Source organism: Sulfitobacter sp. 1A12157, assembly GCF_043557345.1.
Lineage (GTDB): Bacteria > Pseudomonadota > Alphaproteobacteria > Rhodobacterales > Rhodobacteraceae > Sulfitobacter.
In genome coordinates this window covers 44,542-66,858 of the sequence record NZ_JBIFFV010000005.1, presented here as the reverse complement: position 1 = coordinate 66,858, position 22,317 = coordinate 44,542, and the positions used below count along the sequence as shown (strand labels likewise).

At 64.6% G+C, this 22,317-nt stretch carries 21 protein-coding genes and 1 riboswitch; of the genes, 6 read left to right on the top strand and 15 right to left on the bottom strand.

All coding sequences use genetic code 11. The features are described 5' to 3' along the window. The first annotated feature begins 76 nt into the window (after window positions 1-76). Complete coding sequence (locus ACGYLC_RS10455; protein WP_394422904.1) at window positions 77-1,927, top strand: serine protease; 1,851 nt, start codon at window positions 77-79, stop codon at window positions 1,925-1,927. Between the two features lie 66 nt (window positions 1,928-1,993). On the opposite strand, the gene ACGYLC_RS10450 is transcribed toward ACGYLC_RS10455, so the two are convergent. The 6 genes from ACGYLC_RS10450 to ACGYLC_RS10425 all read right to left on the bottom strand — a co-directional run bounded on the left by ACGYLC_RS10450 (window position 1,994) and on the right by ACGYLC_RS10425 (window position 8,066). Continuing rightward, window positions 1,994-3,442 carry a TrkH family potassium uptake protein gene (locus ACGYLC_RS10450; protein WP_394400009.1) on the bottom strand — a complete coding sequence of 483 codons (1,449 nt, stop codon included), beginning with the start codon at window positions 3,440-3,442 and terminating at the stop codon, window positions 1,994-1,996. 81 nt (window positions 3,443-3,523) lie between these two features. Next, entirely contained in the window at window positions 3,524-3,772 is a 249-nt protein-coding gene (locus tag ACGYLC_RS10445; RefSeq protein ID WP_394400011.1) for a hypothetical protein, read from the bottom strand. 216 nt (window positions 3,773-3,988) lie between these two features. After that, window positions 3,989-5,080 (bottom strand): GTP cyclohydrolase FolE2, encoded by a 1,092-nt coding sequence (gene folE2, locus ACGYLC_RS10440; protein WP_271693344.1) that lies wholly within the window; start codon window positions 5,078-5,080, stop codon window positions 3,989-3,991. Between the two features lie 77 nt (window positions 5,081-5,157). Further along, complete coding sequence (gene metZ, locus ACGYLC_RS10435; protein ID WP_394422903.1) at window positions 5,158-6,348, bottom strand: O-succinylhomoserine sulfhydrylase; 1,191 nt, start codon at window positions 6,346-6,348, stop codon at window positions 5,158-5,160. Window positions 6,349-6,412: 64 nt separating this feature from the next. Beyond that, a riboswitch (SAM riboswitch) is annotated at window positions 6,413-6,489 on the bottom strand. 58 nt (window positions 6,490-6,547) lie between these two features. Then, entirely contained in the window at window positions 6,548-7,153 is a 606-nt protein-coding gene (locus ACGYLC_RS10430) for an inner membrane-spanning protein YciB (RefSeq protein ID WP_394422902.1), read from the bottom strand. Between the two features lie 10 nt (window positions 7,154-7,163). Then, the gene (locus tag ACGYLC_RS10425) at window positions 7,164-8,066 is read right to left on the bottom strand and encodes a DMT family transporter (RefSeq protein WP_271687782.1); all 903 of its coding nucleotides are present in this window, start codon (window positions 8,064-8,066) and stop codon (window positions 7,164-7,166) included. Window positions 8,067-8,129: 63 nt separating this feature from the next. Here ACGYLC_RS10425 and ACGYLC_RS10420 point away from each other — a divergent pair, with 63 nt between their 5' ends. Beyond that, window positions 8,130-8,615, top strand: a complete 486-nt coding sequence (locus ACGYLC_RS10420) for an MgtC/SapB family protein (protein WP_394400018.1) — start codon at window positions 8,130-8,132, stop codon at window positions 8,613-8,615. Window positions 8,616-8,648: 33 nt separating this feature from the next. Here the strand turns inward: ACGYLC_RS10420 and ftsY are convergent, their stop codons facing one another. Both ftsY and ACGYLC_RS10410 read right to left on the bottom strand, forming a co-directional pair. Continuing rightward, entirely contained in the window at window positions 8,649-10,004 is a 1,356-nt protein-coding gene (ftsY, locus tag ACGYLC_RS10415; protein ID WP_394422901.1) for a signal recognition particle-docking protein FtsY, read from the bottom strand. 95 nt (window positions 10,005-10,099) lie between these two features. Further along, the gene (locus ACGYLC_RS10410) at window positions 10,100-11,812 is read right to left on the bottom strand and encodes an NAD(P)H-dependent oxidoreductase subunit E (protein WP_394422900.1); all 1,713 of its coding nucleotides are present in this window, start codon (window positions 11,810-11,812) and stop codon (window positions 10,100-10,102) included. Between the two features lie 159 nt (window positions 11,813-11,971). Here ACGYLC_RS10410 and ACGYLC_RS10405 point away from each other — a divergent pair, with 159 nt between their 5' ends. Further along, entirely contained in the window at window positions 11,972-12,973 is a 1,002-nt protein-coding gene (locus tag ACGYLC_RS10405; protein WP_394422899.1) for an alkane 1-monooxygenase, read from the top strand. Window positions 12,974-13,014: 41 nt separating this feature from the next. Beyond that, a complete protein-coding gene (locus ACGYLC_RS10400) occupies window positions 13,015-13,404 on the top strand; it encodes a hypothetical protein (protein WP_394422898.1) in 390 nt (129 codons plus the stop codon). A gap of 6 nt (window positions 13,405-13,410) precedes the next feature. On the opposite strand, the gene xseA is transcribed toward ACGYLC_RS10400, so the two are convergent. Next, window positions 13,411-14,973 (bottom strand): exodeoxyribonuclease VII large subunit, encoded by a 1,563-nt coding sequence (gene xseA / locus ACGYLC_RS10395; RefSeq protein ID WP_394422897.1) that lies wholly within the window; start codon window positions 14,971-14,973, stop codon window positions 13,411-13,413. 70 nt (window positions 14,974-15,043) lie between these two features. Between xseA and purD the strand changes: the two genes are divergently transcribed. Continuing rightward, window positions 15,044-16,309 (top strand): phosphoribosylamine--glycine ligase, encoded by a 1,266-nt coding sequence (gene purD / locus ACGYLC_RS10390; protein WP_394422896.1) that lies wholly within the window; start codon window positions 15,044-15,046, stop codon window positions 16,307-16,309. A gap of 34 nt (window positions 16,310-16,343) precedes the next feature. Here the strand turns inward: purD and ACGYLC_RS10385 are convergent, their stop codons facing one another. Further along, window positions 16,344-17,039 carry an FG-GAP repeat domain-containing protein gene (locus ACGYLC_RS10385; protein WP_394422895.1) on the bottom strand — a complete coding sequence of 232 codons (696 nt, stop codon included), beginning with the start codon at window positions 17,037-17,039 and terminating at the stop codon, window positions 16,344-16,346. After that, window positions 17,039-17,362: a 2Fe-2S iron-sulfur cluster-binding protein gene (locus tag ACGYLC_RS10380; RefSeq protein ID WP_067266186.1), complete on the bottom strand. Its 324-nt coding sequence runs from the start codon at window positions 17,360-17,362 to the stop codon at window positions 17,039-17,041. The genes ACGYLC_RS10385 and ACGYLC_RS10380 overlap by 1 nt, the downstream gene beginning before the upstream one ends. A gap of 164 nt (window positions 17,363-17,526) precedes the next feature. On the opposite strand from ACGYLC_RS10380, the gene ACGYLC_RS10375 reads away from it, so the two are divergent. Further along, window positions 17,527-18,078: a peptidoglycan-binding domain-containing protein gene (locus tag ACGYLC_RS10375; protein WP_394422894.1), complete on the top strand. Its 552-nt coding sequence runs from the start codon at window positions 17,527-17,529 to the stop codon at window positions 18,076-18,078. Between the two features lie 54 nt (window positions 18,079-18,132). Here ACGYLC_RS10375 and ACGYLC_RS10370 read toward each other — a convergent pair whose 3' ends face one another. The 4 genes from ACGYLC_RS10370 to hflK form a co-directional block, all read right to left on the bottom strand. After that, window positions 18,133-19,566 carry a Do family serine endopeptidase gene (locus ACGYLC_RS10370; protein ID WP_394423026.1) on the bottom strand — a complete coding sequence of 478 codons (1,434 nt, stop codon included), beginning with the start codon at window positions 19,564-19,566 and terminating at the stop codon, window positions 18,133-18,135. Between the two features lie 235 nt (window positions 19,567-19,801). Next, complete coding sequence (locus ACGYLC_RS10365; RefSeq protein WP_394422893.1) at window positions 19,802-19,996, bottom strand: DUF2065 domain-containing protein; 195 nt, start codon at window positions 19,994-19,996, stop codon at window positions 19,802-19,804. Then, a complete protein-coding gene (gene hflC / locus ACGYLC_RS10360; RefSeq protein ID WP_394422892.1) occupies window positions 19,993-21,060 on the bottom strand; it encodes a protease modulator HflC in 1,068 nt (355 codons plus the stop codon). Before hflC ends, ACGYLC_RS10365 begins: the two co-directional genes overlap by 4 nt. Next, window positions 21,060-22,274: an FtsH protease activity modulator HflK gene (hflK, locus tag ACGYLC_RS10355; protein ID WP_394422891.1), complete on the bottom strand. Its 1,215-nt coding sequence runs from the start codon at window positions 22,272-22,274 to the stop codon at window positions 21,060-21,062. The genes hflC and hflK overlap by 1 nt, the downstream gene beginning before the upstream one ends. Window positions 22,275-22,317: the final 43 nt, after the last annotated feature.

The window sequence follows — 22,317 nt, the reverse complement described above, 5'->3', positions numbered from 1 at the left end:
CCCCCTTTTGCATGGCATTCGCGCCGCTTTCCGGCGTAGTCTGGCTCGGATTTGGTTTTGCGAGAGTTGAGTGACGATGAAGCGAATTCTACCTGCCCCCGTGGCGATCTTCTTGGCCCTGAGCCTGATCTGGGCTGGCCTTGCGCGGGCGCAATCGGCAGAGGATGTCGTTTGGGTTCAGATCGAAGCGCAGCCTTCCTTGGCCGAGGCCACGGACCGGGCCCGCGCCTATGAGACCCTGTTGGATGACGTGAATGGCTTTGCCTTGGGCGGCGGCTGGTACGGCATCGCCGTGGGCCCCTACCGGCGCGAAGACGCGGAACTGGTGCTGCGCAGCTATGTGCGCGACGGTCTGGTGCCGCGCGACAGCTTCATCCAGCAATCCAGCCGTTTCCAGCAGCAATTCTGGCCCGTCGGCGACAACGTTCTGGAGACCGGCGTGATCGACGCGCCCGTGGGCGTAGATGGCAATGCGCCAGAGGAAGCCGCCGCAGCCAGCACTACCCCCGATGTCACGACAACCCCGCTTGATCCCGCAGGGACGGAGGGTGAAACCGAAGCCGCAGAGGCCGAGAGCGCCCCGGCCCCCACCCCGCCCGAACCGGATGAGACCCCGGCAGAAGCGCGCCGTTCGGAACGCGCCCTTTCGGCGCAGGAGCGCAAGGATTTACAAATCGCCCTGCAATGGGCGGGCTTTTACGATGCCGCGATTGACGGTGCCTTTGGCCGGGGCACCCGTGCCTCCATGCGCGCGTGGCAAGGGGCCAACAGCTATGAGCCGACCGGCGTGCTGACCACCCGCCAGCGCGCCGCGCTGATGGCGCAGTATAATGCCGTGCTCGACGGGCTGGGCCTGCAACTGGTGCGCGACGAGAAGGCCGGGATCGAGATCATGATGCCCACCGCCGAAGTCAACTTCGCCCGCTACGAGCCGCCCTTTGCCCATTACGACAGCAGTGGCAACATCGGCGCGCGGGTGTTGTTGATCAGCCAGCCGGGCAATCAAGATACGCTCTACGGCCTCTACGACATCATGCAAACGCTTGAGATCGTCCCCTTGGATGGCCCGCGCGAACGCAAGCGCAATTCCTTTGAACTGATCGGCGAGAACGGCAGCATCATCAGCCAGACTCAGGTCTCGCTTGAGAATGGTCGGATCAAGGGCTTCACCCTGATCTGGCCCGCCGGGGACGAAGACCGCCGCCGCCGCGTGGTGGCCGAGATGTCGAAAAGCCTCACGCGCCTGCCCGGCGTGCTCGACGCCGCCGCTGGCAACAACGATACGCAGGCGATCGATCTGGTTGCCGGTCTGCAAATCCGCCAACCCAAGATCGCCCGCAGCGGCTTTTTCATTGATGGCAATGGCGCGGTCGTCACAACCAGCGAAGTCGTGGCCTCCTGCGGGCGGGTGACGCTGGACGCCGATACCGATGCCACGGTGGTCGCCACCGATGAGGCGCGCGGCCTTGCCCTGCTCAAACCCGAGAGCCGCCTCGCCCCGCTGGCCGTGGCCGAGTTCAGCACCGAAGCCCCGCGCCTGAAATCGGAAATCTCCGTCGCGGGCTACTCCTACGAAGGGGTGCTGAGCGCCGCGACCCTGACCTTTGGCGCCCTGTCGGACCTCAAGGGGCTGGACGGGGATGAGACCCTCAAGCGCCTGTCGGTCAAGGCCCAGCCGGGTGATGCCGGAGGGCCGGTGTTCGACGAGAATGGCCATGTCGTGGGCATGCTGCTTCCCCAAAGCGATGCCGACCGCAAACTCCCCGAAGACGTAAGCTTTGCCCTTGATGGCGATGTGATCCTCAAGGCCGCGCAAGACGCAGGTCTGGGCAGCACACAGGCGCAAGGGGCCACAGGCCCGATCGCGCCGCGCGACCTCACCCTGCGCGCGCAGGGCATGACCGTCTTGGTCAGCTGTTGGGAATAACGCTGCGGGCTCAGCCCCAAGCGACAAGGACAAAGGGCGGTGCCATCGGCGCCGCCCTTTCACGTTTCAGGCGCGCCAGAACTTGGCGGTGAACATGACGTAGACCGCCATTAGCTCCAGCCGCCCGATCCACATGGCGATGATCAAAATCCATTTCGCCGTGTCATTGAGGCTGCTGAAATTCCCGGCGGGGCCGATGATCTCTCCTAACCCCGGACCGATGTTCGCCAGCGCCGCCGCCGCCCCTGAAACGGAGGTGACGAAGTCCAATCCCGTCAGGCTCAACGCGACCGAGATCAGGCCGAGCGATACGACGAAGAACATGAAGAAGGCCATCACCGAGCTTAGCACGTCCGCCCCCACCGGGCGGCCATCGTAGCGTGGGGTAAACACGCCATGGGGCGAGCGGATCCGCCGGAGTTGCGCGCGGATCGACGCAAAAAGCAGTTGATAGCGGAAGATCTTGATCGAACAGGTCGTCGAGCCCGCGCAGCCGCCGATCAGACCGATGAAAAAGAACAGCGCCACCGCAAAGCTGCCCCATTGCATATAGTCCGCCGAAGCATAGCCGGTGCCCGAGATGATCGAGGTGATGTTGAACAATGCTTCGCGCACAACCCGCTCGGAATCATAGGTCGTGGCGCTGCGCAGAACGAAAAAGACGATCACCACCAGAAAAGTCATCGTCATGAAAAAGCCGCGCACCTGCGGGTCGCGGTGCAGGGCCACGGGGTTGCCGTTGATCAGCTGCACATAGCGCACGAAGGGCAGCGCGGCGAGGATCATGAAAATCACGGCAACATATTCGGCAGCGCCGGAAAAGGTGCTGAATGAGGCGTCGTAATTGGAAAAACCACCCGTGGAGACCGTGGTCAGCGCATGAACCGTCGCGTCAAAGGTGGTCATCCCAAGGGCCAGATAGCTCAGCATGCAGGCCAGCGTGAGCCACAGGTAGATCACCGAGATCTGCGTCGCGATCTGCCCTGCGCGGGGCAAAATTTTCCCAAAGGTGTCAAAGGATTCGGATTTGAAGATCTGCATACCACCGACCCGCAACTCAGGCAGGAAGACCATGGCGACGACAACGATACCGATGCCGCCCAGCCATTGCAGGATCCCGCGCCAGATCAGCAGCCCTTTGGGCAGGTCTTCCAACCCGGTCAGCACCGTGGCCCCGGTCGTCGTCAGCCCCGACATCGCCTCGAACATCGCGTCGGTCACGCTGGCCTCGGTCGCGCCCAGCACGAAAGGCAGCGCCCCGAAGAGCGGCAGCATCAACCAGACGCTGGTGGTCAGCATGAATGTCTGTTGAATGGTGAGCCCTTCACGGACCCCATTGGCGCTAGCGAGGGCGATCATCCCGCCACCCAGCGTCGTGATCAAGGCGCTTTCGACGAAAACCCACCAATGGCCCCGGCCCTCGGCCAGATCGACCAAGATCGGAATGATCATGGCAAGGCCAAGCACGGCCACCAAAAGGCCCACGACATATCCGACAGGTCGTATATCCAACATGCGCGCAGCGTTGGCTTGGCCGCTCGTCGCTGTCAAGCCGAGACGGGACCGGGGCGTGATTTGGCCCCGGTCCGTGTCGTCTTAGATGTAGTAGAGGTCTTTGAAAACGTGGTGAACGATGTCGTCACGCTTGATGCCCATGGCGGCCAGTTCTTCGTCGCTTTTCGCTTGCAGGGCTTGGACCTGCTCAAAACGGCGTTGGGCGGTGGAGCCCATCATGATGCCATGGCCGATCCCCGCGAAAAAGCGGCGCAGACCGGCGCCGGCGCGCCGCAGCCCTTCGAGGGGAGAGACGGAGTGGGCGGGGTGAGCAGTGCTCTGGTAGGTCATCTGATTGCCTTTGCAATTTCCAGTATTTCGATGACCGCTAGATAGGCAATGCTGCGCCGCAGCAGAACCGACGTTTTCGCATAGCCGCTGGTCGGGCTTTGCAGGGCTGGCAGGGGAACATTCGCCATTTCTGCGCTAAGACAGGCGGAATGCCCCCCAAAGGGGCGCAGCGCGAGACGCGGACAACCTACGCGCGATTGTCGGGCCCGTGCCGGATCAGCCGACGTGAAAGAGCGTGTTGAAAAGCTTGGGGTCGATGCTCTGCGCTGCAAAGGTCTCACCTTGGGTCAGCACGCTGATCGCATCGTGGCTGTGCAGGCTTTCCTGATGGCTGGCGACGATGCGGAAATCGCCCACCCGGCCATCGGCCAAGAGTTGCTCGCAAAAGAGCCGCGCGGCATCCTCGACAAAGATCGGATTGGCGGCGTTCAGCTCGGCGAAGGCCTGTTCGTCTTCGCGTTTGACCATGACCTGCGTCTCGGTCGGCACGGCGCGGCGGCAAATCTCGATCAGGTCTTCGAACCACAGGCAATCGCCCTCGTCCCGCGTCTCGACCGATATCCGCGCGACGGAGCGCTGCGAATGCGGCGTCGCCAACTGCCCGCGGGTCTGGCGCGCGTGTTCGCTCAGTTCCAGCGAACAGGGGCAGGTGCTGGAATAGACATAGTCGAGATGCACGATCTTCTTGCGCTCGCCGTTCTGTTCGACCAGCTCAAGCGCGATGTCGTAATACTGATAACCCGTGAGGCCCGAGCGCAGGCTGCCAATCTTCATCGGAAAGGAAAAGCGCATCTGAATCCGGGCGTCCAGGCTCTCCAAATCGGCTTTGTAATCATCCAGCGCCGCTTCGATCACCTCAAAGCTGAAGGTGGCTTCGGCATGGCGGTAGAAGCTGCGCATGATGCGGGACATGTTGATGCCCTTCTTTTCCGCATCGAGCGAGACGGTGCCGGTGACCGAAGTCTCAAGCCGCAGATCCCCGCCCTCGCGGCTGCGGTAGCGGATCGGCAGGCGGAAGTTCGAGATGCCGACATGCTGGATCAACTGCTGCGCGCCGCGGATCAGGCTGGAGGGGCCGTTTTGCAGGTCCGGCAGGCTGGCGCGGTAGTTGTCGCCCGCGGTGAAATCTTCGGGATAGGCGCGGCTGAGGGCGGGATATTCGGCGGGGGCCAGCATCCGGGCCATGGCCGGGTCCAGCGCCGCAATCTCAGCCGGGGTGGCCGTTTCGGCCCAAGCGCGCAGCGTGGCGAGCGCGGATTGCGCCGCCTCCCGGTCCGGTGTCTCGGACATTTCAGTCACGATGTTCATTGCGCGGCCCTCCGGTCTGTCGCTCTCAATGTATGATGCGCGGGGCCAAAATGCCACCGCGCCCGCGACACATCAGGTCAGGCTTGCGCCGCCGCGTCCAAGGCCTGCAGCAGATCGGCCTTGAGATCGCCGCTATATTCCAGCCCCACGCTGATCCGCACCAGCCCCGGCGTGATGCCCAAAAGGTCTTTGGTTTCCTGCGGCAGACGCTGGTGGGTGGTGGTGGCCGGATGGGTGACGATGGTCTTGGCATCGCCAAGGTTGTTTGAGATCACGCCCACCTTCAGCGCGTTCAGGAAAGCGAAAGCCGCCGCCTTGCCGCCCTTGAGGTCGATGGACAGCACCGTGCCCCCTGCCCCCATCTGGCGCATCGCCAGCGCGTTCTGCGCATGGCCCGCAAGGCCCGGGTAGAGCACCCGCGCCAAGGCTGTGTGACCGCTCAGCGCTTCGGCCAGTTCCTGTGCGCTGGCCGCCTGCGCCCGCACCCGCAGGTCGATGGTCTCCAACCCTTTAAGCATGATCCAAGCTGTGAAGGGGCTCATCGAGCCGCCGGTATGTTTCATGTAAGGCTCAAGCGTGCCACGAATGAAATCGCGGCTGCCGAGCACCACACCGCCAAGCGCACGGCCCTGCCCGTCGATATGTTTGGTCGCGGAATAGACGACCACATCCGCCCCTTGCGAGATCGCGCGCGAAAAGACCGGCGTGGCAAAAACATTGTCGACCACCACCAGCGCGCCCTTGGCATGGGCGAGCTTGGACACGGCTTCGATGTCGATCACCTCGAGCGTGGGGTTGGCCACGGATTCAAAGAACACCGCGCGGGTGTCCTCGCGGATCGCGGCCTCCCAAGCAGAGAGATCGCTGCCGTCGACGAAAGTGACCTCCACCCCGTAGCGGCCAAGGATCTCTTCCAGCACATAGATACAAGACCCGAACAGCGCCCGGGCCGAGACGACATGATCGCCCGCCTTCAGCATCGAGATCAGCGCGCCCGACACCGCCGCCATGCCGCTGGCGGTGGCAAAGGCATCCTCGGCCCCTTCCAAAGTGGCGATACGGTCCTCGAACATGGCGACCGTGGGGTTGCCGTAGCGGGCATAGATGAACTCATCCGGGCCAATCTCTTCGAAACGCGCTTCGGCCTGTTCGGCGCTGTCATAGACGAAACCTTGGGTCAGGTAGATCGCTTCGCTCACCTCGCCATATTGGCTGCGGCGGGTGCCTGCGTGGATCGCTTGGGTGCGCGGGTGACGGTCGTTGCTCATCTCTCTCATCCTTCCGGCCCGACCTCGCGGGCATAAAAAAACCCCAGACGCGGCCAAGCGAAAGGGGTCTTTCATCCTGACCTTTTAGCGGCATGTTTAACGTGGCCCACAATCCGGTAACAAATCGCCACGCGGGGTGGATTACGCCGCGCGACGCTACAGGTCAACAGTTTCGCGCGGGGCGCTCGTTAAATTCGGGTCAGCCTTGGTCTTTCTTCTCGCCGTAGGCTTCGAACAGCTTGCCCTGCGCCATGAAGAAAACGAAAATCGCCACCGTCAGGCCGAAGGTCTTGAAATAGACCCATGTGTCGGTCGAAAAGAACCGCCAGATCACCTCATTCGCCAGCGCCAGACCAAAGAAGAAATACATCAGCCGTTTGGTCAGCAGCATCCACCCTTCATCGCGCAGGGGCATCATCTCTTCCATGACGTATTTCAGGTAGGATTGTCCGCGCAGCAGGCCGACCGCCAGAAGGCCGCCGAAAAGCACATAGATCAGCGTCGGCTTCATCTTGAAGAAGCGGTCGTCGTTCAGCCAGACCGACAGCCCGCCAAAGATCACCACCAGCACCACGGTAGCGACCTGCATCCGGCTGAGCTTGCCCGTCAGCGCCCAGAGCGCGCCGGTTGAGAGCACGAGCAGCGGCACGAACATCGCGGTGACGACGATAAAGCCGTCATACGCCGTCCCGCCGAAGGTATAGGTGTTATCCTTGAGCCATAGATAGGCTACGAGGAAGGCCAAGACCGGCCCGTATTCCAAGCCCGCCCGCAGCATTGGGTTGATCTCTCTTGGTTCTGACATGCCTGTTCCTTCAGCCGCCCATTTCAACAATCACCGCCCCGGCTGCGATCAGCGCCATCAGCGCGATGCGGCGCGGGCCGACGGTTTCTTTCAGCACCAGCACCCCGATCAGCGCGGCAAAGACGGTCGAAGTCTCGCGCAGCACCGCGGCCTCGCCCACCTTATCAAGCCGGGTGGCCAGCATGACCGACCCGAAACTCGCGAATGCGATAATCCCGCCGATAAAGCCGCGCAGCATCAGCGGCGCCACTTCGGGCGGGTTCTCCATCCTATGCCAGCGCCGCCATGCGATCACCGGCATCACCAGCCCGTCGATCATGAAAAACCATGCGAGGAAGGTGAAGGGATCCGCCGTGGCGCGGATGCCATATGCGTCATATGTGGTGTAAAGCGCCACGAACAAGCCCGTAAGCACTGCAAGGCCCAAGGCCGCGTGCAGCGTATCCCGCGCCGCGACCAGATTGCGCAGGTTATAAAGGGCAAGGCCGAAGATACCGCTCAAGAGCACCGCCACGCCCAGCCATTGCACCGCATTGAACCGCTCGCCAAAGATCAGATAGGCGCCGACCACGGCAAAGAGCGGCCCCGTGCCACGCACCACCGGGTAGACCACCGTATAGGCGCCCTTGGTATAGGCCCATGCCTGCAACAGCTTGTAGATCACATGGATCACGAAAGCGCCGAGGAAGATCACCCACATATGCGGCTCGGGCCATGGCACGACGAACAGGGCGAAGGGGGCGGCCATCACGCCATAAGAGACGTCGATCGCCCCGCGCGTGAGCCACGGATCATGCCGCCCCTTTTGCAATGCGCCGAAAACCGCATGCAGGAAGGCGGCGGAAAGCGCGAGCCACAGGGCCGCGGTATGGCCCGCGGGGGTGCCTTCGATCGACAGGATCCAATCGGTCATCGCGGAACTCCCCCCTGAGCGAGAGGTTTATATTTCAAAGTCTTTAGCACCAACGGAATTTCCATGTTCGAAAGCCTGATCTCGGATCTCACCAACAGTTTTTCAAAAGTGCCGGTCACTGTTGCTGCCGCGCGGCTGCTGATGGCGGCCTTTCTGGCGGGCATCGTCGGATATGAGCGTGAGCGGCGCGACAAGCCTGCGGGGCTGCGGACCCATATCATGGTGGCCATCGCCGCCTGTCTGTTCATCATCATCGGGCAAGAGCTTGGCAGTCTGCAATTTGGCGAAGGCGACCAGATGCGTTTCGATCCGCTGCGCCTGATCGAAGCGGTGACCGCGGGCGTGGCCTTCCTTGCGGCCGGGATCATCTTCACCTCGAACGGTGAGGTGCGCAACATCACCACCGGCGCGTCGATGTGGCTGGCCGGGGCCATCGGCCTGTCCTGCGGCGCGGGGCAAATTCTGCTGGCCTGTCTGACCGCAGGGATTGTGGTGCTGGTTCTGACCGTTCTGCGCTGGATCGAACGAAAGCTTGGCACCCATGATTGAGCAGGGCCACCGCGCGCGGCGACCGAGGTGACGTTAGCCATCCGTGCCTACCAAGGCGGCGGCGAATTCATCGGGGTCAAACGGCGACAGATCGTCGATCTGCTCGCCCACGCCCACGGCATGGATGGGCAGGCCAAAGCGATCCGCCAGCGCCACCAGCACGCCGCCCTTGGCGGTGCCGTCGAGCTTGGTCATCACCAGACCGCTGACATCGGAAATCTCTTGGAAGACTTTCACCTGATTGACCGCGTTCTGCCCCGTCGTCGCATCCAGCACCAATAGGGTGTTATGCGGCGCGGTTTCGTCCTTCTTGCGGATAACGCGGACGATCTTGGCCAATTCCTCCATCAGGTCGCCCCGGTTCTGCAAACGGCCCGCCGTGTCGATCAGAAGCAGGTCCGCCCCCTCTTCCTGCGCGCGGCCCATCGCGTCAAACGCAAGGCTCGCCGGGTCGCTGCCCTCGGGCGCGGTCAGCACCGGCACGTTCGCGCGTTCGCCCCAGACCTGCAATTGCTCCACCGCCGCGGCGCGGAAGGTATCCCCCGCGGCGATCACGACCTTCTTGCCCGCCGCACGGAATTGCGAGGCCAATTTGCCGATGGTAGTCGTCTTGCCCGAGCCGTTCACGCCGACCACCAGCACCACCTGCGGGGTCTTGGGATAGAGCGGCAGGGGCTGAGCCACAGGCTCCATGATGCGGCTGACTTCGCTGGCGAGCAGTTGCTTGATCTCTGCCACCGAGAGCTTCTTGCCAAAGCGCCCCTCGGCCATATTTGCGGTGACCCGCAGCGCCGTGTCGACGCCCATGTCGGCGCTGATCAACAGCTCTTCGAGCTGTTCGAGCATTTCGTCATCCAGTGTCCGGCGCAGCACGGGTTGTGCGGCGCCGCGCCCCATGAGGCGGCCCAGGATGCCCGTTTTGGCGGGGGTGGCCTCGGCTGCGGTTTCGTCCAGCACCGGGGCGACGGGGGTCATCGCTTCGCGCAGGTCGGTCGCCGCGGGAACTTCTTCCGGTGCCGGGACAGGCTCAGGGTCAGCGGCAGGGGGTTCCTGCGCGGGCGTGGGCTCCTGCTGACGCTCAGACGGTTCGGGATGCGGTTCGGGCGCAGGCTGCGGCTCGGGTTCTGGAAGCGGCTCGGGCTCCGGGGCGGGTTCGGGCGCGGGGGTCGGCTCTTCCGCCCTCTTCCCCTCTGCCGCCAACATCGGGCCGCTGTCCTCTTGCCCATCGGGCATCACGTCAGAAGCCGCGCCGGGCTGGTCCATCACCGCATCCACGGGGGCCGCTTCGGCCTCCGCCTCGCCGCCATCGCTGACGATTGCCTCCAACCCCTCATCGAGTTTGGACGAGGATTTGAACAAGCGGTCCTTGAGCTTCGTGAAGAAGGCCATCGGCGTCTCCCATGCAGTTTCGTCTTGATCTATAGGCTTGCCCGCGCAGATGGAAGGGCGCCCGGGCAGATCAAGCCCGCCGGGAGGGGGCGGGGTCAGATTTCATCGGGGAAATGCTTCATCACCAGCCGGATCGGATTCGGCGCCGCCTGACCCAGCCCGCAGATCGAGGCATCGACCATGGCGGTCGACAACTCCTCCAGTAGGGCTTGGTCCCAGCGGTCCTCCTGCATCAGCTTCACCGCCTTTTCACAGCCGACCCGGCAGGGCGTGCACTGGCCACAGCTCTCATCCTCGAAAAACCGCAGCATGTTGAGGGCGGCGGCCCGCGCGCTGTCATGCTCCGACAGGACAACCACCGCCGCCGAGCCGATAAACGACCCGTGCGGTTGCAGCGTGTCGAAGTCGAGCGGCAGGTCATCCATCGAGGCCGGCAACAGGCCAGAGGACGGCCCACCCGGTTGATAGGCTTTGAACAGATGCCCCTTCATCATGCCCCCCGCCGCCGCGATGATGTCGGTGATGGTTGACCCCGCAGGCAGCAGATACATCCCCGGGCGCGCCACGCGGCCCGAAACGGAATAGCTGCGCAGCCCCTTGCGGCCATTCTTTTCCACACCGTTCAACACCTGCGGCCCTTCGCGACAGATGCGGGCAATCCAATGCAGGGTCTCTATGTTATGCACCAAGGTCGGGCGGCCAAAGACCCCCACCTGCGCCACATAGGGCGGGCGATGACGCGGCAAGCCGCGCTTGCCTTCGATGCTTTCGATCATGGCGCTTTCCTCGCCGCAGATATAGGCGCCCGCCCCGCGGCGCAGATCGACATAGCCGGGCGCGATAAGGCCCGCACCTTCCAGAGCCGCGATCTCGCGGCGCAGAATCTCCAGCACCGCCGGGTATTCGTCGCGCATGTAAAGAAAGACCTTCTCGGCCTCCACCGCCCAAGCGGCGATCAACATCCCTTCGAGGAAGAGATGCGGGCGGCGTTCGAGATACCAGCGGTCCTTGAAGGTGCCCGGCTCGCCCTCATCGCCATTCACCGCCAAATAACGCGGGCCGGGGTTGCCGCGCACGAAGCCCCATTTCTTGCCCGAGGGGAAACCCGCCCCGCCAAGACCGCGCAGCCCAGCCTCCAGCAGTCGCTCTTGCACCGCTTCCCAATCGCCCCCCTGACGCAGGTTCAACAGCGTGTCATAACCCCCTGAGGCGGCGTAGGTTTCATAAGCCTCACGGTCAGGTAGACGGGCATGGGTATCCCCAGCCTCAATCGCCAAGCGCACCTTGTCGGGCGTCGCATGGTCGATATGGTTATGCCCCAGCTCCAGCACCGGTGCCGTGTCGCAGCGCCCCATGCAGGGCGAGCGCAGGACGCGCACTTCGGTCGGGTCCAGCCCCTCCTCCAACGCGGCTTTCAAGGCCTGCGCCCCGGCCAGTTCACAAGACAGCGAATCGCAGACACGGATGGTCAGCGCGGGCGGCGGGGTCTCGCCCTCTTTCACCACGTCGAAATGCGCGTAGAAACTGGCAACCTCATAGACCTCGGCCATCGACAGGCGCATCTCTTCGGCCAAGGCCCGCAGATGCGCGGCCGACAGGTGGCCAAAGCGGTCTTGGATCAGATGCAGAAACTCGATCAGCAGATCGCGGGCGCGCGGGCGGTCGCCCAACAGCGCGCGGACCTCCGCCCAAGCCGTATCCTGCAACTGCCGCCCCTTGGGGTGATGCCGCCCCTTGCCCTTGCCGGATTTCCAAACGCCCTTTCGCGGCCCCCCCGCCGATGCATTGCCGTGATCGTCCAGCGCCATATCTCTCCCCCGCCTTGCTTTCCGCCTTGGTAGCAAATCCAAAGGCCGAGGCGCGATCAAAAAGCGACAATCGCGCGGGTGTTTGCGTTGTGCACAGCCCCTGCGGCGGGCAGAATGCGGGGGTTGAGCCGATTGGCGCGGGGTCGCAGGGGAAAACGCATGCTGTGGTATGTGATCGCAAGTTTGACACCGGCGGTGCTGATTGCCGCCGCCGCCCTCTGGGGTGGGGTCTGGCCCGTGCTGGCGCTGTTGTCGATCACGGTGCATGTGGCCCTCATGGACCGGTTGGGCCGCGCGCTGCGCCTGTCCGACAACTCGGGCCGCGCCCTGACGCTGACCTTGGCCGCCGCGCATTTCCTGCTGCTGCCGCTCGGGGTCTGGGCGATTGGCACGGCCCCGCATCTGGCGGGGGTGGACCGCGCGGTGATCTTTGCCGCGCTTGGCCTGTTTCTGGGTCAGATCAGCAATTCCAACGCCCATGAGTTGATCCATGCCAGCCGCCGCCTGCCCCGGCGGATTGGCACGGCGGTCTATATCTCGCTGCTGCACGGGCATCACGTCTCGGCCCATCTGCGAGTGCATCATCCCGCCGCCGCCACCCCGGCTGATCCCAACTCCGCACCCAAGGGCATGGGGTTCTGGCGGTTTCTGCTGAGCGCAAGCTGGGGGGAGTTTCGCGCCGGGTGGCAGGCCGACAGCGCGCAGCGCGCGCGCAAGACGGGGGCGCGGGGGCTGCACCCCTATGCGCTCTACCTCGGTGGCGCGGCGCTGACGCTGCTCACGGCGCTGCTGCTCGGCGGGGTCGCCGGGCTGCTCACCTATGTCGGGCTGGCGGCCTATGCGCAGATGCAACTGCTGCTGTCGGACTATGTGCAGCACTATGGGCTACGGCGAGAGCAACGCCCCGATGGCCGCTTCGAGCCGATGGGCCCGCAGCACAGTTGGAACGCGCCGAAATGGTACTCTGCCGCGATGATGCTGAATGCCCCGCGCCATTCGGACCACCACATGCGCCCCGCCCGCGCCTTTCCGGCGCTGGAGGTGACGCCAGAGATGCCCAAACTGCCCTATTCCCTGCCCGTGATGGCGGTGATCGCCCTTGTCCCCCCGCTTTGGCGGCGCGTGATGGACCGCCGCGTGGCCCGGTGGGGCCGCGGCTGATCCCACTGGCGCGGGGCGCGGGCTTCTGGCAGGCTCGTGGTATGAGACTTGCCCTCGCCCTGATCTGCACTCTCCTTCCCCTGCCTGCCTTGGCCGAGATGTCGGCGGCGGAGTTCGAAGCCTATACCCAAGGCAAGACGCTCTATTTCGGCCAGTCCGGCGCGCCCTATGGGGCGGAAATCTATCACGAGAACCGGCGCGTGCAGTGGTCCTTTCTGGATGGCCATTGCAAAGAGGGGCGCTGGTATGAGGCCGAAGGGCTGATCTGCTTTGTCTACGAAGACGACCCCGCCCCGCAATGCTGGAGCTTTACCGAAAGCCCGACCGGGCTGGTCGCGCGGTTCGAGAATGACCCGACCGAAACCGCGCTTTATGAGGCGCGGGAGATGACCGAGCCTCTGCTGTGCCTTGGGCCGCAGGTCGGGGTCTAGGCCAGTTCAGCCCTCGCCTTTGACCGGCAAGCGACCGTCGGCGAATTCGATCTCCAGATGCGCCGCCTTCTTGGCAGCCTCCGCACTGGTCACCACATCACCATCGCCCCGCACCACGGCGAAACCACGGGCCAGCGTTTCGCGATAGCCGAGCGTGCTAAGCGTGCGGCCCATCGCGTCGATCTGGCGGCGGCGGCGGTCCTGATCGGCGCGGCCTGCGCGCGCCAGCCGGGCCAGCACCTCTTGCAACCGCTGGTCTTGACGCGACAGGTCGCGGCGCAAAACCTCGGGGCGGAAGGTTTGGGTGCGATCGACCAACCGCTCGCGCCGGCGGAGGATTTGGCGGTGCAGCACCTCGGGGTGGAACCGGTCAATCCGCGCGGCCAGCCGCTCGCGCTGCCCGGCCAAATTGCGCTGCCACGCAGGGTCGAGCCGTGCCGAGAGCTGCGCCAGACGTTGGCGATCCGCCTCCAGCTGGCGGCGCAGGGTGCCGGGGCGCAGCGCGCCGGACATATCGGCCAGCTTGACGCGGCGGCCTTGGACGCCTGCGATCAGCGCGGGGGCCAGTTTCTCCCCCCCGCGATCAAGGCGCTGGCGCGGCCCCTCCAGCAGCGTGTCGGCCCCGGGCAAGGCCCGCGCCAGATCCCGCATCCGCTGGCCGCGCCGGGTCAGCCCTTGGCTCAGCGCCTGACGCATCCTCGCGCCCTGCCCCTCCAGCCATGCCGCCAATTCATGCCGCACCGGCACGGCAAGCTCCGCCGCCGCCGTGGGCGTGGGCGCGCGTTTGTCCGAGACGAAGTCGATCAGCGTCGTATCCGTCTCATGCCCCACGGCAGAGATCAGCGGGATCTCCGAGGCTGCCGCCGCGCGCGCGACGCTTTCCTCGTTAAAGCCCCAAAGGTCTTCGACCGAGCCACCGCCACGGGCCACGATGATCAACTCGGGCCGGGGCAACGCGCCACCGGGGGTGAGCCGGTTGAACCCTTGGATGGCGCGCACCACCTCGGGCGCGCATTTCGCGCCCTGAACGGCGACCGGCCAGACCAGCACCTTGCGCGGAAAACGATCCCGCAGCCGGTGCAGAATGTCGCGGATCACGGCCCCCGAGGGCGAAGTTACCACGCCGATGATCTCAGGCAGGTAGGGCAGCGGGCGCTTGCGCTCGGGGGCGAACAGCCCCTCCGCCGCCAGCGCCGCCTTTCGTTTCTCCAACAGCGCCATCAGCGCGCCCATGCCCGCCGGTTTGATATCCTCGATGACGATCTGATATTTCGACTGCCCGCCAAAGGTGGTGATGCGCCCGGTGGCGATCACCTCCATTCCCTCTTCGGGCTGGGTTTCAAGCCGCGCGGTCACGCCCTTCCAGATCACGCCCGAGATGACCGAGCGGTCATCCTTGAGGTCGAGATAGACATGCCCCGAGCGCGGGCGGCTGACGCGGCCCACTTCACCGCGAATCCGGACATGGCCGAACTCTCCCTCGATCACCCGTTTGATCGCGCCCGAAAGCTCGGTCACCGTGAATTCGGGGCTGTTGCCACCGGGGGCGGGGTCGTCGAACAGATCCATCTGGGCACCTTGTGTCTGTGGCCCCCCCAGCTTAGAACGCGGAGCAACGAAGTCCAAGGGAGTGCGCGGCATGAATATCCTGATCCTCGGCAGCGGTGGCCGCGAACATTCACTTGCTTGGGCGGTCATGCAGAACCCCAAATGCGACAAGCTGATCGTGGCACCGGGCAACGCGGGCATCGCCGCCATCGCGCAATGCGCCAAGCTCGACATCATGGATGGCGCGGCGGTTGTGGCCTTCTGCGAGGGCAATAACATCGATTTCGTCATCATCGGCCCCGAAGCGCCCCTCGCCGCGGGTGTGGGCGACGATCTGCGCGCGGCGGGTTTCGATGTCTTTGGCCCCTCCAAAGCAGCGGCGGCGCTGGAAGCTTCCAAAGCCTTCACCAAGGAAATCTGCGACGCCTGCGTGGCGCCCACGGCGGGCTATGGCCATTTCACCGATGCCGCCAGCGCCCGCGCCTATGTCGAAAAGCAAGGCGCGCCCATCGTGATCAAGGCCGACGGCCTGGCGGCGGGCAAGGGCGTCATCATCGCCATGACCGATGCCGAAGCCCTCGCCGCCGTGGATGAGATGTTTGACGGCGCCTTTGGCGAGGCGGGCGCGGAAGTGGTGATCGAAGAGTTCATGGAAGGCGAAGAGGCGTCCTTTTTCGTGCTCTGCGACGGGGAGACGGTGCTGCCCATCGGCACGGCCCAAGACCACAAACGGGTCGGCGAAGGCGACAGTGGCCCCAATACCGGCGGCATGGGCGCCTATTCCCCCGCCCCGGTGCTGAGCGACGAGATCGCCGAACGCGCGCTGGATGAGATCATCCGCCCCTGTATGGCCGAGATGGCGAAACGCGGGATGCCCTATCAGGGCGTGCTCTACGCGGGTTTGATGATCAAGGACGGCCAGCCGCGGCTGGTGGAATACAACGTCCGTTTCGGCGACCCGGAGTGCCAAGTGCTGATGATGCGCCTCGGCGCGCAGGCCTTCGACCTGATGCAGGCCACGGCCAAGGGCACGTTGGCCGATATGCAGGTGAACTGGGCCGAGGATCACGCGCTGACCGTGGTGATGGCCGCCAAAGGCTACCCCGGTGACTATGAAAAGGGCAGTGAGATCAAAGGTCTCTGCGCCCTGCCCGAGGATAGTGCCAATATGGTGTTCCACGCGGGCACCAAGGCGCAGGACGGGGCGATCTTGGCCAATGGCGGGCGGGTGCTGAATGTCACCGCACGCGGGGCCAGCTTGGCCGAGGCGCAAGAGCGTGCCTATGCAATGGTCGATGGGATCGATTGGCCCGAAGGGTTCTGCCGCCGCGACATCGGCTGGCGCGCGCTGAGCTGATGGGTAGCGGCTCTACCAAAGCCGCAGCCGCCCCTTATTCACAAGCCAGCGCCTTGGCAAAGCTCTCGGCCCCCGCGAAGGGGCCGATATCGCGCCGCGCAAGCTGTCCGTCCTTCAGGCGCACCCCCACCACACGCTGCCAATCGGCATCCGCCAGCATCATTTCCGGCCCCGCACCGCAATCGCGCAGACCGCCCGAGATATGCCGCTCTCCGATGCGGTGATTGGTCAGCCCCGTCATTTGCGCGACTTCGCTGAGATGCCCATCGGCAAAGCGCCAGACCCGCAGCACCCGCGCGAGATGCGGCCGGTCGACATAGGCGATCTCGACCGCGCCGTCGCCATCCAGATCGGCGGCGCCTATGGGGGCGAGCCACCGGTTGCTCTGACCGATATGTGGGGTCTCAGCAACCTTGCCCTCAAGGCCGTAGACCGCCAGCGCCGCACCGCGATTGACGTCCGTCTCAACCACCAGAACCTCGGGCGCGCCATCGCCGGTCACATCCACGAGCCGGGGGGCGATATCTTCGAAAACATGGTCGCGCGGCAGAGGGAAACGCCGCGCGCCGCCATCCGCCAGAGAGACCTGCAAGCCGCCCCATTCCAGCGCGTCGCCAAGAATGCCGTGGGCGTAGCGCCCGGTGGGCGCGATGTAATGCGCGGCGGTGATGGTCTCCGCCGCCGCATCTGTTGCGATCAGCGCCAGCAGTGCCGCGCCGATCGCCCGCATCAGATTTGCTTTTCCGGCATCTGGACGCGCAGACCGTCCAGCGCGTCGGTGACCTTGATCTGGCAGGTCAGACGCGAGCGCGCGGGATCAGGCTCAAAGGCGAAGTCGAGCATGTCTTCTTCCATGTCGTCCATCGGCGGCAGTTTCTCGGCCCAAGCCGGATCGACATAGACATGGCAGGTGGAGCAGGCGCAGGCGCCGCCGCAGTCGGCTTCGATGCCGGGAATGTTATTGTCCCGCGCGCCTTCCATGACGGTGAGACCATTGGCCACCTCGACCACATGTTCGGTGCCGGAGTGTTCGACATAGGTGATTTTGGCCATGATGATGCCCTTTCGTCCTAAAAGTTCGGCCTTGTTTAACGGGCTATGGCAGCCGGTTCCAGCCCCCTTTTCGCAAGGTCACGGCGCGCCCGACATTGCGGTGGGCAAGGCCCACGCATCCGGCTAGTCTGCCCGCGAACAACAGGCGAGCCCGAGAGACCGGCATGACACAGCCCCTCCCCCCCAGAACCACGCGGCGCTGCGCCGCTTTGCTGCTGACCGTCGCGGCCTTGGCGGGTTGCGAGACAACGGCACCGGCCACGCCTCGCCCTGAGCCGGGGGTGTTGGAGGCTACCCGCAACGGCCCCGCGGGCGCGCCGGAGGGAAGCTGCTGGGGCCGCACGGTCAGCCCCGCGGTAATCGAGACGGTGACCGAACAGGTCGAAGTGACTCCGGCCAAGATGAACCCCGATGGCAGCATCGCCAATCCGCCCGTCTACAAGACCGAGACCCGGCAAGAGATCGTGCGCGCGCGGGTCGACAACTGGTTCGAAACCCCCTGCCCCGACGTGCTGACGCCCGAGTTCAACAGCAGCCTGCAACGGGCACTCGAGGCGCGGGGGTTTTACGCCGGGCCAATCACTGGCGAGATGGACAAAGCGACACGGGCGGCGGTTCGACGCTATCAGGCTCAGCAGGGGCCGAACAGCGAGGTTCTGTCGCTGAGCACGGCACGGGCGCTTGGACTGGTGGCGGTGCCTCGACAAGACGGCTGACCCTGTAACGCAAAAAGGCGCCCGCAGGCGCCCTTTCCCAACCGTTCCGGCAGCTCACTCCGCCAAAGACAGCGCCACGAAACGTGGGTCGCCACCCCGGCGTACCAGCAACAGGAGAGAGCGGCGGCCCGCCTCTTTCGCCGCGGCGATCCGGGCTTCAAGATCGGCGATGCTCGACACCTGCTCCTGCCCCGCTTCGGTGATGATATCGCCCATGCGCAGGCCCTTCTCGAAGGCCTCAGATGTTTGATCCACATCCGTCACGGCAAGGCCGGTCATATCGTCATCGGCCCCGAGTTCCGCGCGCAGATCATCCGTAAGCGGCATCAGGGTCAGGCCCATCAGCATGGTCGACTGCGGCTCGGCTTCGGTGCCGTCATCGGCGTTTTCGTCCATATCGGCAGGCACAGCGCCATCGGCCTCTTCGCGGCGGCCCAGCACGACCTTGATGGTCTGGGTCTTGCCATCACGCAGCACGGTCACGCGCACCGTCGCGCCCACGGGGCTATTGCCCACCTGACGGACCAGACCACGGGTATCGACCACTTCGACACCGTCGAAGGATTTGATCACGTCGCCGGTCTTGAGCCCCGCCTCACGCGCAGGCCCTTCGGGCACATCGGTGATCAAGGCGCCGACGGCTTTCTTGAGGCCCATGGCATCGGCCACATCGTCGGTCACGTCCTGAATGCGCACGCCCAGCCAGCCACGGCGGGTCTCGCCGTATTCCTGCAACTGGTCAATCACGCGGGTGACGACATTCGACGCCATCGAAAAACCGATGCCGATGGAGCCGCCGTTGGGCGACAGGATCGCGGTGTTCACGCCGATCACCTCGCCATCCATGTTGAACAGCGGCCCGCCCGAGTTGCCCCGGTTGATCGCGGCGTCGGTCTGGATGTAGTCGTCATAGGTGCCCGACAGCGCCCGGTTGCGCGCCGAAACGATGCCCGCCGAGACCGAGAAGCCCTGCCCCAGCGGATTGCCCATCGCGATGACCCAATCGCCCACACGCGCGGCGTTGCTGTCGCCGAAAGAGACGAAGGGCAGCGGCTGTTTGGCTTCGACCTTCAAAAGCGCGATGTCGGTCTTGGGGTCGGTGCCGATGACCTTGGCGACCAGCTCTTCGCCCGAGAAGAATTCGATGGTGATCTCATCTGCGCTTTCGATGACGTGGTTGTTGGTCACCACATAGCCGTCTTCGGAAATCACGAAACCCGAGCCAAGCGCCGAGGAACGGCGGGGCCGGTTGCCTTCGCCATTGTTGCGGTCCTGAAACTCGCGAAAGAAGTCTTCGAAGGGCGAGCCCTCGGGGACGATGCCCTGCGGCCCGGTGCGGCCCTCAACCGTGGTTGAGGTGGTGATATTGACCACCGAAGGGCTGATTTTTTCGGCCAGCGGGGCAAGGCTTTCGGGTTTGGCCAGCGCCATGCTGGCTTGCAGGATCAGGAGGGTCAGCGCCATCACCCCCATTGCCATCGCTCGCATCCATTGGGTGTGTTGTGCTGTTGTGGACAGGGAAACCGCCTTGGCCTGCATTCATCGTCTCCTGATTGTTCCTGTTGTTGCCAACGTGGGCAGAGTGCATTCCGAAAGGACGCGCTGCAACAGCAAAGATGGGGCCGATCACGGGCATTTCAACGGGTAGGCGCGTGAGGATTTGCGCCCTCGGCCCGAGAGGGCAAGGGCAAAACGGACGCTCATCCACCCCGCCTGCGCGGCGTCAAAGCCCCAGTTGAAAGGCCAGCCAGACCAAGATCAACCCGGCCACCACCGCCAGCGCGCCAAGCTGGCGCAGCGCCGCCTCAGGGATGCGGCGGAGGATTTCGAGCATCTGTTCCAAAAACGAAGGGGCCAGTGCGTACACCAGCCCCTCGAATATCAGAACCGACCCGAGAGCCAGTAAAACCAGCGTCATTCTTGCGCTGCCGCTGGCTGATCCGTCTCAGCCTCCGGTGCGGCGGGCGCTGGCGTGACGGGCGCCGCGGGGGCGACTTCTTCCTGCGTGTCCTCTGCCGCATCAGCGCGATCCGCCTCGGGCGCAGGCTCCGCCGCGGGCGCATCGGCAGCGGAGGGCTGCGGCGGTGCAGACGCATCGACCGAGGTCGTGGCGCTGCGATCCGAACGCAGGTAGTTAAAGAACTCGCTATCCGGCGACATCACCATGGTCGAGTTCTGCCCCTGCAAAGCCTGCTCATAGGCGCTGAGCGAGCGGTAGAATTCAAAGAATTCCTGATCCTTGCCATAGGCCTGTGCGAAGATGTTGTTCCGCTGAGCGTCCGCCTCACCTTCGATGATCCGCGCGTCACGACGGGCTTCCGAGAGGATCTCTTCGTAGGTCCGGTCGGCAAGGGCGATGACGCGCTGCGCGGCTTCGCGGCCACGGGCGCGCTCATCGGTCGCTTCACGCTCCCGCTCGGCGATCATCCGTTGCAGGGTCGCGTCAAAGTTCTGCTCGGGCAGGTTTGTCTGGCGCAGGCGCACGTCCACCACCTTGAGGCCAAGCGCCTCTGCGCGGGCATCGGCGCGAACACGGATCTGCTCCATCAGGTCCGACCGCTCGGGCGACAGGATGGTGTTGGAGGTCACCCCCTGCGAGCCGAGCACGGCACGGATTTGGCTTTCCATGATGCCGCCCATCTCACTTTCGGCCTGACGTTCGCCGCCTGCACCCAAAGCCTGACGGTACTGCACCATATCGTCGATGCGGTAGAGCACGAAGGCGTCGATCTCAAGGCGCCGGTCGTCGGCGGGGGTGACTTCGATCACCGGGGTTTCCAGCGACAGGATGCGGTCTTCGTAGCGCACGACCTCATCCAAAAGCGGGACTTTGAACCCGATGCCCGGCTCGTTGCGAACCTGTTTGATCTGGCCAAAGCGTAGCACCAGCGCCTTCTCGCGCTCATCCACCACAAAGACAGCCGACAGGATACCCACGATGGCGATCACCACGATGGGGATGATAAGACTTGTTTTCCGCATCAGTTCGACCCTCCGCCGCGCCGCAATTCATTGAGTGGCAGATAGGGAACGACGCCCTGCCCACCTTGGCCGCTGCCGTTTTCGAGGATGACCTTATCCACGTCGCCCAGCACCTTTTCCATGGTCTCAAGATACAGACGTTTGCGCGTCACATCCGGCGCGTTGCGGTATTCTTCCAACACCGCTTCAAAGCGGCTGGCCTCACCCACCGCGTCGTTCACGACGCGGGCACGGTAGCCTTCGGCGGCTTCCAGAAGCTGCGCGGATTCACCGCGTGCCTCGGCGGTGCGGCGGTTGGCATAGGCGTCGGCCTGACGCTCGACCCGGTCACGCTCCTGCTCGGCGGCCTGCACGTCGCGGAAGGCATCGACGACCGACTGTGTGGTGGTATTGCCATTGGCATCGGTGACCTGCACGGTCTGGCTGGGCGGGTCGACCTTGTTCACGTTGACACGCAGCACGTTGATGCCGGTCTTGCGGTTGTCGAGCGTGGTCTGGATCAGTTCCTTCACCCGATCCGCCACCGCGCCACGGTCCCGGTTGAGGATCGGCGCCAGTTCGGACTGTGCGATGACTTCGCGCATGGCGGATTCCGAGATCGCCCGGACCGAGGCTTCGGGGTCGCGCAGCGAGAATTTGAAATCACGCGCGTTCTTGATGTTCCAGACCACCTGAAAGTCGATATCGACGATGTTTTCATCGGTGGTCAGCATCAAGCCCTCGTTGCCCCCCGTGCCGCGCCGCACGCCCAACTCCTCGGTGCGGTTGGTGGTGACGTCGAAAACCTCTGCCGTGACCAGCGGCCATGGGGCAAAGTTCAGACCCTCGGTGCCGATGCCGGAAAATTCACCCAGGAACAGTTCGATCGACTGCTGTTCGGGCCGCACGGTGTAGAAGCTGGCAAATCCCCAAAGCGCCACACCGGCCAGAAGCGCGATTCCAAGGGTCGAGCGTGTCACGCCCGGCCCGCCAGAGCCACGACCGCCGCCGCCGGTGCCATTGCCCCGGTCGCCGCCACGGCCGCCCATCAAGACGCGCAGCTGCTCTTGCCCCTTGCGCACCAGATCGTCGATCTCGGGCATCTGGGGGCGGTCACCGCCCTGCCCGCGTGGACCCTGCGGCCCGTCGTTGCGACCCCCGTTGCCCCGGTCTCCGCCGTTGCCCCGGTTGCCGCCTCCGCCGCCCCCCCAGGGGCCTTGCGAATTTCCTGCCATTGATATGTTCCCCTCTGGGCCGCCCATGCGGCCTATCGTTCCA

Bases quoted from the DNA above. Each gene is read 5' to 3' on its own strand.
- hflK (WP_394422891.1), bottom strand. From the start codon at position 22,274: ATGGCAGGAAATTCGCAAGGCCCCTGGGGGGGCGGCGGAGGCGGCAAC.
- metZ (WP_394422903.1), bottom strand. From the start codon at position 6,348: ATGAGCAACGACCGTCACCCGCGCACCCAAGCGATCCACGCAGGCACC.
- ACGYLC_RS10400 (WP_394422898.1), top strand. From the start codon at position 13,015: ATGAGACTTGCCCTCGCCCTGATCTGCACTCTCCTTCCCCTGCCTGCC.
- ftsY (WP_394422901.1), bottom strand. From the start codon at position 10,004: ATGGCCTTCTTCACGAAGCTCAAGGACCGCTTGTTCAAATCCTCGTCC.
- ACGYLC_RS10450 (WP_394400009.1), bottom strand. From the start codon at position 3,442: ATGTTGGATATACGACCTGTCGGATATGTCGTGGGCCTTTTGGTGGCC.
- ACGYLC_RS10425 (WP_271687782.1), bottom strand. From the start codon at position 8,066: ATGACCGATTGGATCCTGTCGATCGAAGGCACCCCCGCGGGCCATACC.
- ACGYLC_RS10405 (WP_394422899.1), top strand. From the start codon at position 11,972: ATGCTGTGGTATGTGATCGCAAGTTTGACACCGGCGGTGCTGATTGCC.
- ACGYLC_RS10445 (WP_394400011.1), bottom strand. From the start codon at position 3,772: ATGACCTACCAGAGCACTGCTCACCCCGCCCACTCCGTCTCTCCCCTC.
- folE2 (WP_271693344.1), bottom strand. From the start codon at position 5,080: ATGAACATCGTGACTGAAATGTCCGAGACACCGGACCGGGAGGCGGCG.
- purD (WP_394422896.1), top strand. From the start codon at position 15,044: ATGAATATCCTGATCCTCGGCAGCGGTGGCCGCGAACATTCACTTGCT.
- hflC (WP_394422892.1), bottom strand. From the start codon at position 21,060: ATGCGGAAAACAAGTCTTATCATCCCCATCGTGGTGATCGCCATCGTG.
- ACGYLC_RS10370 (WP_394423026.1), bottom strand. From the start codon at position 19,566: ATGCGAGCGATGGCAATGGGGGTGATGGCGCTGACCCTCCTGATCCTG.
- ACGYLC_RS10375 (WP_394422894.1), top strand. From the start codon at position 17,527: ATGACACAGCCCCTCCCCCCCAGAACCACGCGGCGCTGCGCCGCTTTG.
- ACGYLC_RS10455 (WP_394422904.1), top strand. From the start codon at position 77: ATGAAGCGAATTCTACCTGCCCCCGTGGCGATCTTCTTGGCCCTGAGC.
- ACGYLC_RS10410 (WP_394422900.1), bottom strand. From the start codon at position 11,812: ATGGCGCTGGACGATCACGGCAATGCATCGGCGGGGGGGCCGCGAAAG.
- ACGYLC_RS10385 (WP_394422895.1), bottom strand. From the start codon at position 17,039: ATGCGGGCGATCGGCGCGGCACTGCTGGCGCTGATCGCAACAGATGCG.
- ACGYLC_RS10380 (WP_067266186.1), bottom strand. From the start codon at position 17,362: ATGGCCAAAATCACCTATGTCGAACACTCCGGCACCGAACATGTGGTC.
- xseA (WP_394422897.1), bottom strand. From the start codon at position 14,973: ATGGATCTGTTCGACGACCCCGCCCCCGGTGGCAACAGCCCCGAATTC.
- ACGYLC_RS10420 (WP_394400018.1), top strand. From the start codon at position 8,130: ATGTTCGAAAGCCTGATCTCGGATCTCACCAACAGTTTTTCAAAAGTG.
- ACGYLC_RS10365 (WP_394422893.1), bottom strand. From the start codon at position 19,996: ATGACGCTGGTTTTACTGGCTCTCGGGTCGGTTCTGATATTCGAGGGG.
- ACGYLC_RS10430 (WP_394422902.1), bottom strand. From the start codon at position 7,153: ATGTCAGAACCAAGAGAGATCAACCCAATGCTGCGGGCGGGCTTGGAA.